This window comes from Methylomonas sp. BW4-1, from assembly GCF_052474385.1.
Genome location: NZ_CP184125.1, coordinates 5,166,025 through 5,178,205 on the forward strand (window position 1 = coordinate 5,166,025; position 12,181 = coordinate 5,178,205).

The following is a 12,181-nucleotide window of genomic DNA, read 5'->3' on the forward strand; positions in this document are numbered from 1 at the left end:
TTATCCATTTATTTACTTAATTTTTGGCAAGACAGTTGCTTATCGATGAACTTTTATGGATAATGCGCCACTCTTCAGCGTCTTGCTGATGTTTTATGGTTACTGTGTCGGTCCTCTCGCAACGATACGCTGTAAACCCCGCCAGGTCCGGAAGGAAGCAACGGTAGCAGCGGACTCGTGTGCCGGGATGTGGCTGGCGCAGTAGCCGCCCAACTCTTGCCTTTCCGCGTTGCTAATGGCTTATCAGGTTCTTGCCAGAAAATGGCGTCCCAGCAACTTCAAGCAGCTTGTCGGTCAGGAGCATGTCAGTCAATCGTTAATGCACGCCTTGCAACATGATAGATTGCATCACGCCTATCTGTTCACAGGCACCCGCGGCGTCGGCAAAACCACGGTGGCGCGGATTCTCGCCAAAGCCATCAACTGCGAAGATCTAAAAGATTTCAACCCTTGCGGCGAATGCCAGGTTTGTCGGGATTTCGAACAAGGTCGGTTCATGGACCTGATCGAAGTCGATGCCGCCTCCCGCACCAAAGTCGAGGATACCCGCGATCTGCTCGACAATGCCCAATACGCACCCAATCAAGGCCGTTACAAAGTCTATTTAATCGACGAAGTACACATGCTGTCCGGGCATAGCTTTAACGCCTTGTTAAAGACCCTGGAAGAGCCGCCGCCGCACGTCAAATTTCTGCTGGCTACCACCGATCCGCATAAAATTCCGGTCACGGTATTGTCGCGTTGCCTGCAATTTAATCTAAAACGGTTGCTGCCGGAGCAAATCGACGCGCAAATGCAGTTCATCTTGGGCCAGGAACAAATTGCCTTCGAGACCGGCCGCGCTAAAAATGTTGGGCAGAGCCGCTGACGGCAGCTTGCGCGATGGCTTGAGCTTGCTCGATCAAGCCATCGTGTACGGTAGCGGTAGCGTTACAGCGGAAGCGGTGATCGGCATGCTCGGCACCGTGGCTCAGAAGCCTATCGACGACATGTTGCAGGCCTTGGCGGCAGGCGATGCACGGGCCTTGCTGGCAAAAATCGCCGATGTGGCCGAGCTTACGCCGGATTTCGCCGATATTCTGCAGCAGATGTTGCGGGTATTGCATCGGGTCGCGTTGTCACAGCAAATGCCGGATTTCGTCGATCAGGAATTTGATAAGCAATTGTTGGATATGCTCGCCAAGACTTTATTGCCGGAAGATGTGCAACTGTACTATCAGATTGGCTTGCTTGGCCAACGCGATCTGCCGCTGGCGCCCGATCCGCGCAGCGGGTTTGAAATGGTGATGTTGCGGATGCTGACTTTCCGGCCGCAAACTGCGGAAGCCCAAACGCTTGAGCCGGCCAAACCGCCGGTCGTTAAGTCGGTTGCCAGTACGCCGGCGCCGGTTGCGGTTGTGGAGAGCAGCGCCAAATCCATCGAAGAGCCGCGTCCGTTATCAGTCTCACAAGTCGTCAAACCGAGCAATTGGACCGAGATTATAGCCGCGTTGAATATCAGCGGGCGTACCCGCGAACTGGCGAATAACTGCGTGTTGGACGGGATCGACGACAGCAGTTGCCGCTTGCTGCTCGATCCGAGCTTCCAGCAAGTCGGGACTAAAGCCGAGGACAACCTAAGGGTAGCATTGCAAAATTATTACGGTAAACCTTTAAAACTGTTGATAAGCAAGCAAGTAGAGCAGCAAATGACACCGGCGCTGGAAATTCAAAAAGCGCGCGAAGATCGGCAGCAAGCGGCAGTCGATAGCATTAATAGCGATGAAAATGTGCAGGCTTTGAAAGACACGTTTGGCGCCAGAATCATGCCTGGCAGTATCGAGCCACTGAATTAATATTGGAGAGACAATGATGAAAAATGCGCTAGCGGGCATCATGCAACAAGCCCAAAAAATGCAAGACAACCTTAAAAAAGCCCAGGAAGAATTGGGCGCGATGGAAGTGCAAGGCGAGTCCGGCGGAGGCTTGGTGACGATAGTGATGACCGGCAAACGCGAGGTCCGCAAGGTCAGTATCGACCCGTCTTTGGTGGGTGACGACAAGGATATGTTGGAAGACTTGGTGGCGGCGGCGATCAACGACGCGGTGCATAAAGTCGGTAAAATGAAAAAAGAAAAAATGGCCGATGTTACTGCCGGCATCCCGATCCCACCCGGTTTCCAAATGCCATTCTAAGCATGCAAAACCAGGGTTTGCTGAAAGAGTTAATCCAAAGCCTATGCTGCCTGCCGGGCGTAGGGCCGAAATCGGCGCAACGCATGGCTTTTCATCTATTGCAGCGCAACCGCGACGGCGGCATGCAGTTGAGCAAAATGCTCGCAAAAGCCGTCAACGAAATCGGCCATTGCCGCGAATGCCGGACTTTGACCGAAGCGGAGTTGTGCGAAGTTTGCGCCAATCCGCTGCGCGATGCGGAGACGATCTGCGTGGTCGAAAGTCCTGCCGACGTTTGGGTGATCGATCAGGCCACTACCTTCAAGGGCAAATACTTTGTATTGCACGGCCGCTTGTCGCCGTTGGATGGCATTGGTCCCGATCAGCTTGGTTTCGAGTTGCTCGAGCAACGCATGGCGAGTGGGCAAATCAAGGAAATCATTCTGGCCACCAATTCCACCGTGGAAGGTCAGGCTACTGCGCATTTCATCGGCGAAGTCGCCGGCAAATTCAATATCCGCGCCACCCGCATTGCTCACGGCGTACCGATGGGTGGCGAGTTGGAGTTTATCGACAGCGGCACTTTGGCGCACGCCTTCAACGGTCGCCGCGAATTTTAGGAGGACACATGAGCGATTGCCTGTTTTGCAAAATGGCTACTGGTGACATCAAACCAGATGTGGTTTACGAGGATGAGCAACTACTGGCGTTCAGGGATATACATCCGCAAGCGCCCTTGCATGTGCTAATCATCCCTAAGCGCCACGTCGCTAATTTAAATGATTTGGACGATGCTTTGCTGGGCGGATTGATGTTGCAAACTGCCGCTAAAATTGCCGGCCAGTTGGCGTATGCGGAAAGCGGTTATCGAACGGTATTCAACTGCAACGGCGATGGAGGACAGACTGTCCACCACTTACATCTACATCTGCTAGCGGGCAGGCAAATGCATTGGCCACCGGGTTAACCCGGATATAAAAAGCATAAAAAAGCCGCGAAATTCGCGGCTTTTTTATGTTTGTGCGGCTTGCCGGGGCATCAATGCTGTTCCAGCCAGTCCTTGATCTCCAGCGGGGTCATGGTCGTGCCACCCAATTCCCGCATAAAAAAGTCGAAGTAGCGCCGGCACTTTTCCAGAAACCGTTCAAGGTCCGCATCGCTGTTCACGTAAGGCGTACCGCCGGGCATCACCGACGGCGAGTGAAAGCTGAATACAAAGATTCGCACACCGTCAGCCAGCAAGGATTTGGTTAAGCGGCGCATTTCCGGCTCGCTATAATCTTCGGGCGAGAGCCTAATTCGTTCCAGCAATCGCAGCCTAGCGACGGCCCCGGATATTTTCGCCTTACGTAGCCAAGGGTGCATCAAGCGTCGGTAAAGCGGCGTGCCGCCGGCGCGTAGGGTTCCCACATAACCGCCCGAGCCGGGCAAGCTAAGCAGACGGCGCTGATTGCCAAACCAAAACGGATCACTGGTATAGCTGGAGTAGTCCGGGCCGCCGTCGGCGCTGTAATCGATAGACGCGGCCACGCTGATGTCTACCTCGTAGCCCAGTTCTTCGAGAATCTCGCCGGTGTTGGGACCGAAGCCGTAGCGGCCCGCCAGATAGGTTAAAGGTGAGGTGCCGAACGAGCTTTTGATTTGTTCGGTAAGTATCCTGAGTTTTTCATACTCCAACTCGCGCGGCAGGTTGCCGGGATAGGAGTTGCGGGCATTGAGTGCTTCATCGTGCGGTGGCGACACCCAGGGATGCAGATGCGCTCCGATCAGCGCTCGTCCCGAATCTGTGTAGGCTTTCAGCGGACCGAAGGCTTCTTCTTGCGAAGCAATCGGATAGTCGACCACGTAGTTCGGCACAATCCCGAAACTATCGAAAACATTCTGCGCCCGGTCGATGTGGCGCATATGTTTAACGCCGGTGGCCTGCCTGTCGTGCGGCTTGTTCCAGTCGAACTCCTCTTCGGTATGGATGACTACCGACAGGACAGGGCGGGTTTCGCTGTCTACGCGAATAAGTTTGCGTTCGCTCACTGGTTTAGCCCCACGATCTCGGAATAAAAATTGCTGATATCGGATTCGCTCAGGGTGTCGCTACGAAACACTTTGTTGCGGTAGCCGGCCAGTTCGTGACAGATCAGTGGCAGTCTGGGTAGCAGGCGAGACTCGACTCGGGTGTAAAAACAGCCTTTCTGTAACAGGTGTGAGCCGATACTATGGCGGTAACTCAAAAACAGCTTGGGATCGCTGAATCCCAACACCAGCGCGCCGGGTACGCCTTTCAATCGGTTCGGTTTCCAGGTCACGAGGCAATACGCGCCGGGTTTTCCAACTGCCAAGTGTCTAAGCCAGGGTAGATGCCGGTGGTCATGGAATACCTTGGCATCGGCGGGCGCAAGTGCTTGTTCGATAGCATCGTGATCGGTAATGACGCCGATACCGCCGAGTCGGGCAAATGGCCAGGGAAGATTGGGCCAGAGTGCGTGGCGTTCGTTCATGGGCTTGAACTTCAGGAACTGTAGCGTCTTCGATACCACTTCCGTCGGCGTCAGGTCGGTGAAATGGAAGCCGGGTTGCGACACGACAGCCATCGCCAGCCGCATGCTTTGCGAACGGAAGGCCTCCAGCACGCACCAGCTGGTGATGTTGCAGAATTGTTCCGGTTTACCGTGAATAATTCGCTCCGCATAAATCGCGCCGATGCCACCGACAATTTTGCCTTCGTCGCGGATCAGAAAACCGTTGTTGGGCTTGGTTACGCCCCAGTTCTGCTGGAAAGCTTGCGCCCATTGCTCGGCACTGCGCTCAGAGCTCAGGTGTTCCGTAAGAAATTGGCAGAAAGCGAGCAGGTCGCCGTCTTGAATCGGTTCCAGCGTCGGCATGGCCATGATTATTCCTTCAGCGCGGTTGCGTCAAATAGGCTGCGGTAGATTGTTTGGCTTACGCTTGTTTGCTGGATAGCAGAAAGTCGGTCATCGCATTAATAGAGCCGAGATTGTCGATGTTCATGTCTTCCTGTTTGATCCGAAAGTCGTAGCTGGCCTCAAACCAGACCACCAGTTCCAGAATGGCGCCGGAATCCAGCAGGCCGGTGGCCGGCAGAATGTCGTCGTCAGTGACGCCCGAGGCGTCCATGTCCAGCGCTTTGGCTAGCTCTATGACTTTGTTGCGTATCGCGGCTTTGATTTCGTCGGGGTTTAGGTTCATTTATCGGTGGCCTCTGGTTTATGTGAGTGATTATGCCGGACGGGACAACGCCAGCAACACCTGTGCGACGTCGAAACCCGTGAGAACGCGATGATCGTAAGTGGCGCCTAGTACGGCCTTGTCCGAATTTTTCGGCGCGGCGTGAGCAATAATCAGCGATGTTTGCGGCGGTAGAATAGGGGTGTGGCGGCTGACATTCCAGCGTGCCATGCTCGAAAATGACAAGGTCGCGCCGGTGGCTTCCTGTGGCGGCAGCTTGTGTGCCATCGCGTGGCGCTGCACCTCGCCTAGGGCGCTGATGAATTGCGCAGCGTCCATGTCTTGCGTGTCGCGTACCACGGTTAGGTACAGCATCGCGCCGGCCTGCACGGTAAAGCCGATATTGACGGGTGTGTATTGAAAGCGCTGACCGTTGACTATCGTGGAGTTTATTATAGGGCGTTCGCGGCCCAATTCCGCCAAACGAAAGGCCATCAACGGCAGCAAGGGCGAAAGCATCAGCTTATGTTGGGCAGCATAGGCGGCGGCGCGTTCTTCCCAAGGTTTGGGGTCGTATTCGACTTCCAGATAGGCGGAGGCCGCAAAATCCCGATGCCAGGCAACTGTATGCAGCATGCCTGCCGCTTCCGGCGACAATTCCTGCAAGTCTCCTGCAACGGTTGGCGTGTCTTCCCGGCGGTTTACCGTTTGAGTGGATACTGCGGCTTTACCGGGCTTACCGCCCTTGCTCAGCCATGCTTCGATGTCGGCCACCGACAGACGCTCGCCGCTGACGGGGACGCGGGACGGGTCGATGTCCAGTTCCTTCAGCATGGCTCTGGCTTTTGCCGTGGGTTGGCGCACGGCGCTTGCTGTTGACGAAGTGTCCTTGGTTTCTTCCGGGATCGCTTCGTCGCGCGTCTCACCCAGCCAGAACATCACGGCGCCGACACGGATTTTTTGCCCTGGTTCGCAGTCGACTCGCAGCACGTAGCCGTCTTGTTCGGCGACCACATCTATCATGGATTTGTCGGTTTCGACGGTGGCGACCACGTCGCCGCTATTGACGAACTCGCCTTGCTTGACGTCGATGCTGACGACGTCCACGAACTCGTCGTTGATGTTCACGCAGGGAACGGTTTGGAAAGTGGGCATGGCTGTCCTTTAAAAAAGGTCGAGAATTTGCTCGATAATCGATTGTTCGTCGGGAATAATGCTGCGCTCCAGGCTGCGGGCGGAGGCAATGGGCACGGGCGGTGTGCCGATGCGCAGAAACTGGCCCTTGAATCCGGATTCGAGCAAAGCGGCGGCGATTTCGGCGCTGACGCCGAAGTCGTGGTGAGATTCCTCGATCACGACCACGCATTCTCGGGTGGCTAGATGCTTGATCAGCGATTCGCGCGGTAATGGCGACAGCAATGACGGCGAGACGATTTCAACTTCCAGCTCTTCTTCGCTTTCCAGTCTGTTCGCCACGGCTTCCGTCATCGTCAGCATGCCGCCGTAGCTTACTAACGTTACATCAGGTTCGGTCGCACCGCGACGTAATGTGGGGAACAGGTGGGTAGCCACATCATCCGTGGCCGGCAGCGTGACATAATCCGCCGGGTCCATTTTTTCGCCGTACAGCAGTTTGTGTTCCAGAAACAGCACCGGGTAGTGCCAGCGTAGTACGGCGTCGATCAAGAGTTCGGCAACATTATGTCTATGGCTGCCGTAAACCACGGTCAGGCCCGGCACCGAGGTAAACAGGTGCTCCGGGCTTTGGCTATGCGTGGGGCCGTAACCGCGCCGGCCGCCGCAAGGCGTGCGGATGACGATAGGCACCGAGGTATCCGCAAACATGCCCGGAAACTTCACGGCGTGGTTGAGCAGTTGATCCAGACATAAGGACAGGAAGTCGGCGAACATGATTTCCACGATCGGCAGGTAGCCGTCAAGCGACAAGCCTATAGCGGAACCGGTGATGCCGGCTTCGCTGATCGGCGTGGAAATGACTCGGCCGGGAAATTCGCTGGACAAGCCTTGAGTTACTTTGAAGGCGCCGCCGTAAGGATCGTGCAGGTCTTCGCCGATTAACAGTGTGCGCCGATCAGACTTGAGCAGGAATTGCAAGGCAGTGTTCAAAACCTGCCGTACGTTACTGCCCGCCGCGATGGGCGGATAGCTGGGCAAAGGGTGTTCAAGTTGGGCGGTGAAGATGTGGCTCGGGGTTTCGGCGAGCGTGGCTTCCGGTGAGGCATTGGCCGCTTGGCGTACCGTTTCCACGAATTCGCGATTGCGGGCTTCGATAGTTGCCAGCGTATCTGCCGGCAATTGCTTGGCCAATGCGGCCAACGGATCGCGGGCGCGAATTTCGTTAAGTTCATTTGGATCGCGCAGATCGTCGCCCTTGCTGTGCGGGCCCATCCGTCGGGTATCGATTACCAGGAAGCCGGGGCCGCGACTCGCGCGCACTGCGCTGACTACTTCCGCTACTTTGCGGCAAAATTCCGGATCATCGTCGGCAAGACGCCAAGTGGGTAGTCCAAATGCTGCGCCACGGGCTTGGATGTCGCCGCCCAGATTGTCGCGACTGACGGTAGTCTGAGAAATACCGTTGTTCTCGACCACGACCAGCAGCGGTGCATTCCAGACCGACGCCAGATTCATGGCTTCGTAGACCAAGCCCTGGCCGAGCGTGCCGTCACCTATGATGGCGGCCACGATTCCGGCGCTGTCTTGCAGCTTGCGCGCCAAAGCCAGGCCGGCACCTATGCCCAGCATGCCGCCCTGCACACCGTTACTGTGAAAATTGCGATGGACCAGATGTTGACTGCCGCCCCAGCCGCCGCAAGCGCCGGCCTCCCGGCCCATGATCTCCGCGACCAGTCCGACAAAGTCTCCGGAATACGACAGGAAATGCCCGTGATTGCGATGATTGGAAAGGACGGCGTCATCTGGATGGTCCAAGGCGCGCACCACCGATAATGCGGTGAGCTCCTGGCCGATGCAGGTGTGGGTAGTGCCTGAAACGAGGCCGCGGGAAAATTGATCCAGCACCAATTCTTCGGTCAGGCGTATCAGGTGGCCATATGCATAAAGACTTGCCGGGTCGAGCCCGATTTGCGGCTTGCCGTGCTGGTCGCGCGTGAAGCCCGGCACTTGCCAAGTTTTATCGTCCGGAAGGCGAGCTACTGTGTGTGTATCCATGTATTGGTTCCGGCGGTCTTGGCTAGCGCTTTAGTCAAAAGAATATAATTTACGCGAACCTACTGTAGCACGCAAGATGGGATTGAGCTGGTCCGGAATGCAGAATCATGTGTTGGAAGGGACTAGTTGCGATTGCCCGGCGGCATCTTTTCTCTGAGTTTTAAGAAGCGCTGGTAGCGCTCTGCGGCAATTTGGCCTGCTTCTACCGCTAGCCGCACCGCGCAATCCTTGTCGTTGACATGCCGGCAGTCGTTGAAGCGACATTTGCCGATGTGCGGCTGAAACTCTCTATAACCCCAAGCCAGTTGCCCTTCCGACAAACCTGCCAAGCCAAATATCGCGACGCCGGGGCTGTCGATCAGATCGCCGCCGCCCGGTAAATGGTAAAGCGTCGCGGCCGTGGTGGTATGGCGGCCGTGACGGGTGATTTCCGAGACACTATTGATTTTTAAATTGCGCTCCGGCAATAGCGCGTTGGTCAAGGACGATTTGCCGACCCCGGATTGGCCGGCAAACATGCTGGTTCGCTGCGCCAAAACCTGTTGCAAGCCGTCGATGCCGATTTTTTGATTGGCGCTGACTCTATGCAGGCTGTAGCCCAAGTTTTGGTAATACGCCAGCCCTTCTTCAACCGCAGGTGACAGCGGCAGATCGACTTTATTCAGCACCAGCGCCGCATCGATATTGCAGTTTTCGCAGATTGCCAGATATTGATCCAGCAGCAAAAAGTCGCATTCCGGTTCGGCGGCGAAGACGATGAAAATCGTATCCAGATTGGCCGCTACCGGCCGGGTGTCGTTACCTCGGCTGGGACGCTGCAACACCGAGCGCCTGGGCAGTATCTGCTCGATGCGGCCTTGCTCGGGTGAGGACATCGATAGCAGCACCCGGTCGCCGACCACCACGGTGTCCAGTTTGCGCAGTGTTTGGCAAAGCACGAGCTGCTCGGCGGCTAAACCGGCATCGTCGTTCACCTCGACAGCAATGCCTTTGCCGAGATGGGCGACGACCAAACCCTGGTGCAAGTCTGCCATCAGGCGGACTGCATCTTTTCTTCGATATGCGCTATGCGGATCGCGGCGGGCGGGTGGCTGTAATGGAATGCTGAATACAAGGGGTCGGGCGTCAGCGTGCTGGCGTTTTCTTCGTAAAGTTTCACCAAGCCGCTGATCATTTTGCTGCCTTGGGCATTGCGGGTGGCAAAGTCGTCGGCTTCGAACTCGAATTTACGTTGAAAGTAGGCGCTGATAGGTTGCATGAAGGTGGTAAACACCGGCGACACCAGCATAAACAGCAACAGAGCGGCGGCATTTGAGTGAGTGCTGACGCCCAAACCGTCGAAAAACCAGTCCTGGGTAATCAACCAGCCTAACACCGCAAAGCTGATCAATGTCATCACAGACGAAGCCACCAGCATTTTAATGGTGTGCTTGCATTTGAAGTGGCCTAGCTCGTGCGCCAGCACTGCTTCCAGTTCTTCCTCGTCCAATGAATTCACCAGCGTATCGAAGAACACAATACGCTTGTTATTGCCCAGGCCAGTGAAATAGGCATTGCCGTGGCCGGAGCGGCGCGAGCCGTCCATGATGAAAATGCCTTGGCTGTTAAAGCCGCACCGTTCCAGCAAACCCTGAATGCGTTGTTTCAGAGAGCCTTCCTGCATAGGCTCGAATTTGTTGAACAGCGGGGCGATCACGGTCGGAAACAGCCAGCTCATCAACAGCGAAAAACTCATGATGATGGCCCAGGCATACAGCCACCATAGGCCACCGATGCTGTCCATCACCCACAAAATCAGCGCCAGAATCGGTAAGCCGATCACCAAGGTTAAGCCCATGGACATTAGTTGGTCTTTCACGAACTGCGGCAGTTTGCTTTTATTAAAACCGTATTTTTCTTCGATTACGAAGGTTTGGTAGAGACTGAAGGGGATTTCAACTACGGTCATCAACAGAAAAACACTGGCCATGGACAGCAAACTGGCCACTAACGGCGACAAATCGAAGGTCGACCAGAAATCGAAGACCAGGCTGATGCCGCCACCCAAGGTCAGCGCCAGCAGAAATACCATGCCGACCACGCTGTCGATGTCGCCCAGTTTGCTTTTCTCTATGGTGTAATCGGCAGCCTTTTGGTGGGCGCTGAGCGACACCCGGTCTTGAAAGGCGGTCGGCACCTGTTCACGATGCTGTAAAACGTAGGATTTCTGGCGCATTGCCAGCCAGAATTGGATGCCGTAGGAAAGGACTAAAGCTACTAAAAAAATGCCGGTAAACGTGTTCATCAAGCCTATGTAGGTGGGGTTAACAATTAGCGGTACAGATTAGCTAATGCTACAATTTGCCGCAACATTATTAATACCATGGAATGAAAATGGCTCAAGATGCAGACAATCTTATCTGGATCGATCTGGAAATGACAGGCTTAGATCCTGATAACGATCTGATCATTGAAATCGCCACGGTAGTCACCGATAAACATTTGAACATTCTTGCCGAAGGGCTGGTGATGGCGGTGCATCAATCCGACGCGGCGTTGGCGGCAATGGACGACTGGAACCAGCAGCATCATGGTCAATCCGGCCTTATTCAGCGGGTCAAAGACTCCAAAATCGATGCTGCCGAAGCGGAGGCTCGCACCATCGCGTTTTTGCAGCAATGGGTGCCCGCCAAAACCTCGCCGATATGCGGTAACAGCATTTGTCAGGATAGGCGGTTTTTGTATCGCTACATGCCCAAATTAGAAGCGTTTTTCCACTACCGTAACCTGGATGTGTCTACCGTGAAAGAATTGGCCGCGCGCTGGGCGCCGCAGTTGAAGGACGGCTTCAACAAGCAGGCCTCGCACAAAGCCTTGGACGACATTATCGAGTCCATCGAAGAACTGCGTTACTACCGGGAAACGTTCTTTAAATTCTGATGTTGCAATTGTTCGCGGTCGCTCTCGGCGGCGCTATCGGTTCCATGTTGCGCTACCTGGCCTCCAGCGGCGTGTATCTGTGGCTGGGTAGGGGCTTTCCTTACGGTACCTTAACCGTCAATTTGCTAGGCTCGTTTTTGATCGGGCTGATGACTGAAGCACTGATTCTGCAACGTCTGACCATTGCCTTGGAGTACCGCACCGCGATTCTGGTCGGCGTGATGGGGGGATTTACCACTTTTTCCAGCTTTTCCCTGGAAACCTTTTATTTGCTCGAACAAGGCCAACTCGGCAAGGCCGGTCTGAATATTTTGGCTAGCGTGTTCGGTTGTCTGTTGGCGGTATGGGCTGGTTTGGCGCTAGGCAAAGGCTTGTTTTTCTATTCGCAGGGCACAATTCGTTTGTTCGATTGGCCTTTTCCCTATGCATTGACGCTGGTTAACGGCGTCGGCGCGTTTTTGATCGGCATCGTCGCCACGGTGTTGATGCACAAACTGTCCATTTCAATAGAATACCGGGCAATTTTGGTGACCGTTCTGATTGGTTTGTTCATCACGCTGTCCGGCTTATATTTGATTCTCTATCTGCTGGAGAGTGGTCATTCCTTCGAATCGCACATGGGTGCGATGCTGACCGTTTTTCTAAGCAACATCGTGTTTTGCGCCGCCGCACTGTGGACCGGCTTGTGGCTGGGCAAGCAGGTATAGCCGTCGTTTTATCTCTTTTTTCAATT

The 12,181-nt window shown here is 55.0% G+C and carries 12 protein-coding genes, 1 other RNA gene and 1 pseudogene; 7 read left to right on the forward strand and 7 right to left on the reverse strand.

The annotated features are described in order from the left end of the window. Positions 1 to 105 precede the first annotated feature (105 nt). The 5 genes and pseudogenes from ffs to ACH5Y9_RS24040 all read left to right on the forward strand — a co-directional run bounded on the left by ffs (position 106) and on the right by ACH5Y9_RS24040 (position 3,121). Positions 106 to 202, forward strand: an RNA gene (ffs, locus tag ACH5Y9_RS24020) — signal recognition particle sRNA small type. 33 nt (positions 203 to 235) lie between these two features. Then, positions 236 to 1,835, forward strand: a pseudogene (gene dnaX, locus ACH5Y9_RS24025) (DNA polymerase III subunit gamma/tau). Between the two features lie 16 nt (positions 1,836 to 1,851). Further along, positions 1,852 to 2,175: a YbaB/EbfC family nucleoid-associated protein gene (locus ACH5Y9_RS24030; protein ID WP_026147014.1), complete on the forward strand. Its 324-nt coding sequence runs from the start codon at positions 1,852 to 1,854 to the stop codon at positions 2,173 to 2,175. Between the two features lie 2 nt (positions 2,176 to 2,177). Then, positions 2,178 to 2,774 (forward strand): recombination mediator RecR, encoded by a 597-nt coding sequence (gene recR / locus ACH5Y9_RS24035; RefSeq protein WP_192392987.1) that lies wholly within the window; start codon positions 2,178 to 2,180, stop codon positions 2,772 to 2,774. Between the two features lie 8 nt (positions 2,775 to 2,782). After that, positions 2,783 to 3,121: a histidine triad nucleotide-binding protein gene (locus ACH5Y9_RS24040; protein ID WP_445367856.1), complete on the forward strand. Its 339-nt coding sequence runs from the start codon at positions 2,783 to 2,785 to the stop codon at positions 3,119 to 3,121. Between the two features lie 71 nt (positions 3,122 to 3,192). On the opposite strand, the gene ACH5Y9_RS24045 is transcribed toward ACH5Y9_RS24040, so the two are convergent. The 7 genes from ACH5Y9_RS24045 to ACH5Y9_RS24075 all read right to left on the reverse strand — a co-directional run bounded on the left by ACH5Y9_RS24045 (position 3,193) and on the right by ACH5Y9_RS24075 (position 10,813). Beyond that, the gene (locus ACH5Y9_RS24045; protein ID WP_445367857.1) at positions 3,193 to 4,185 is read right to left on the reverse strand and encodes a polysaccharide deacetylase family protein; all 993 of its coding nucleotides are present in this window, start codon (positions 4,183 to 4,185) and stop codon (positions 3,193 to 3,195) included. Then, complete coding sequence (locus tag ACH5Y9_RS24050) at positions 4,182 to 5,039, reverse strand: hypothetical protein (RefSeq protein ID WP_445367858.1); 858 nt, start codon at positions 5,037 to 5,039, stop codon at positions 4,182 to 4,184. The genes ACH5Y9_RS24045 and ACH5Y9_RS24050 overlap by 4 nt, the downstream gene beginning before the upstream one ends. Before the next feature lie 52 nt (positions 5,040 to 5,091). Continuing rightward, positions 5,092 to 5,358 carry an acyl carrier protein gene (locus ACH5Y9_RS24055; protein WP_445367859.1) on the reverse strand — a complete coding sequence of 89 codons (267 nt, stop codon included), beginning with the start codon at positions 5,356 to 5,358 and terminating at the stop codon, positions 5,092 to 5,094. A gap of 30 nt (positions 5,359 to 5,388) precedes the next feature. Further along, on the reverse strand, positions 5,389 to 6,492 hold the full coding sequence (locus ACH5Y9_RS24060; protein ID WP_445367860.1) for a 2-oxo acid dehydrogenase subunit E2: 1,104 nt from the start codon (positions 6,490 to 6,492) through the stop codon (positions 5,389 to 5,391). Positions 6,493 to 6,501: 9 nt separating this feature from the next. Beyond that, a complete protein-coding gene (locus tag ACH5Y9_RS24065; protein WP_445367861.1) occupies positions 6,502 to 8,529 on the reverse strand; it encodes a dehydrogenase E1 component subunit alpha/beta in 2,028 nt (675 codons plus the stop codon). Between the two features lie 122 nt (positions 8,530 to 8,651). Then, positions 8,652 to 9,563 carry a ribosome small subunit-dependent GTPase A gene (gene rsgA, locus ACH5Y9_RS24070; protein WP_445367862.1) on the reverse strand — a complete coding sequence of 304 codons (912 nt, stop codon included), beginning with the start codon at positions 9,561 to 9,563 and terminating at the stop codon, positions 8,652 to 8,654. After that, a complete protein-coding gene (locus tag ACH5Y9_RS24075) occupies positions 9,563 to 10,813 on the reverse strand; it encodes a M48 family metallopeptidase (protein WP_445367863.1) in 1,251 nt (416 codons plus the stop codon). Before ACH5Y9_RS24075 ends, rsgA begins: the two co-directional genes overlap by 1 nt. 89 nt (positions 10,814 to 10,902) lie before the next feature. On the opposite strand from ACH5Y9_RS24075, the gene orn reads away from it, so the two are divergent. Together orn and crcB are read left to right on the forward strand one after the other, a co-directional pair. Further along, positions 10,903 to 11,448, forward strand: coding sequence for an oligoribonuclease (gene orn / locus ACH5Y9_RS24080; protein WP_445367864.1), 546 nt, complete (start codon positions 10,903 to 10,905; stop codon positions 11,446 to 11,448). Next, on the forward strand, positions 11,448 to 12,155 hold the full coding sequence (crcB, locus tag ACH5Y9_RS24085) for a fluoride efflux transporter CrcB (protein WP_445367865.1): 708 nt from the start codon (positions 11,448 to 11,450) through the stop codon (positions 12,153 to 12,155). Before orn ends, crcB begins: the two co-directional genes overlap by 1 nt. Positions 12,156 to 12,181: the final 26 nt, after the last annotated feature.

Excerpts from the sequence above, each read along its gene's own strand:
- ACH5Y9_RS24030 (WP_026147014.1), top strand. The coding sequence starts at position 1,852 with ATGAAAAATGCGCTAGCGGGCATCATGCAACAAGCCCAAAAAATGCAA.
- recR (WP_192392987.1), top strand. The coding sequence starts at position 2,178 with ATGCAAAACCAGGGTTTGCTGAAAGAGTTAATCCAAAGCCTATGCTGC.
- ACH5Y9_RS24040 (WP_445367856.1), top strand. The coding sequence starts at position 2,783 with ATGAGCGATTGCCTGTTTTGCAAAATGGCTACTGGTGACATCAAACCA.
- ACH5Y9_RS24050 (WP_445367858.1), bottom strand. The coding sequence starts at position 5,039 with ATGGCCATGCCGACGCTGGAACCGATTCAAGACGGCGACCTGCTCGCT.
- ACH5Y9_RS24055 (WP_445367859.1), bottom strand. The coding sequence starts at position 5,358 with ATGAACCTAAACCCCGACGAAATCAAAGCCGCGATACGCAACAAAGTC.
- ACH5Y9_RS24060 (WP_445367860.1), bottom strand. The coding sequence starts at position 6,492 with ATGCCCACTTTCCAAACCGTTCCCTGCGTGAACATCAACGACGAGTTC.
- ACH5Y9_RS24065 (WP_445367861.1), bottom strand. The coding sequence starts at position 8,529 with ATGGATACACACACAGTAGCTCGCCTTCCGGACGATAAAACTTGGCAA.
- rsgA (WP_445367862.1), bottom strand. The coding sequence starts at position 9,563 with ATGGCAGACTTGCACCAGGGTTTGGTCGTCGCCCATCTCGGCAAAGGC.
- ACH5Y9_RS24075 (WP_445367863.1), bottom strand. The coding sequence starts at position 10,813 with ATGAACACGTTTACCGGCATTTTTTTAGTAGCTTTAGTCCTTTCCTAC.
- orn (WP_445367864.1), top strand. The coding sequence starts at position 10,903 with ATGGCTCAAGATGCAGACAATCTTATCTGGATCGATCTGGAAATGACA.
- crcB (WP_445367865.1), top strand. The coding sequence starts at position 11,448 with ATGTTGCAATTGTTCGCGGTCGCTCTCGGCGGCGCTATCGGTTCCATG.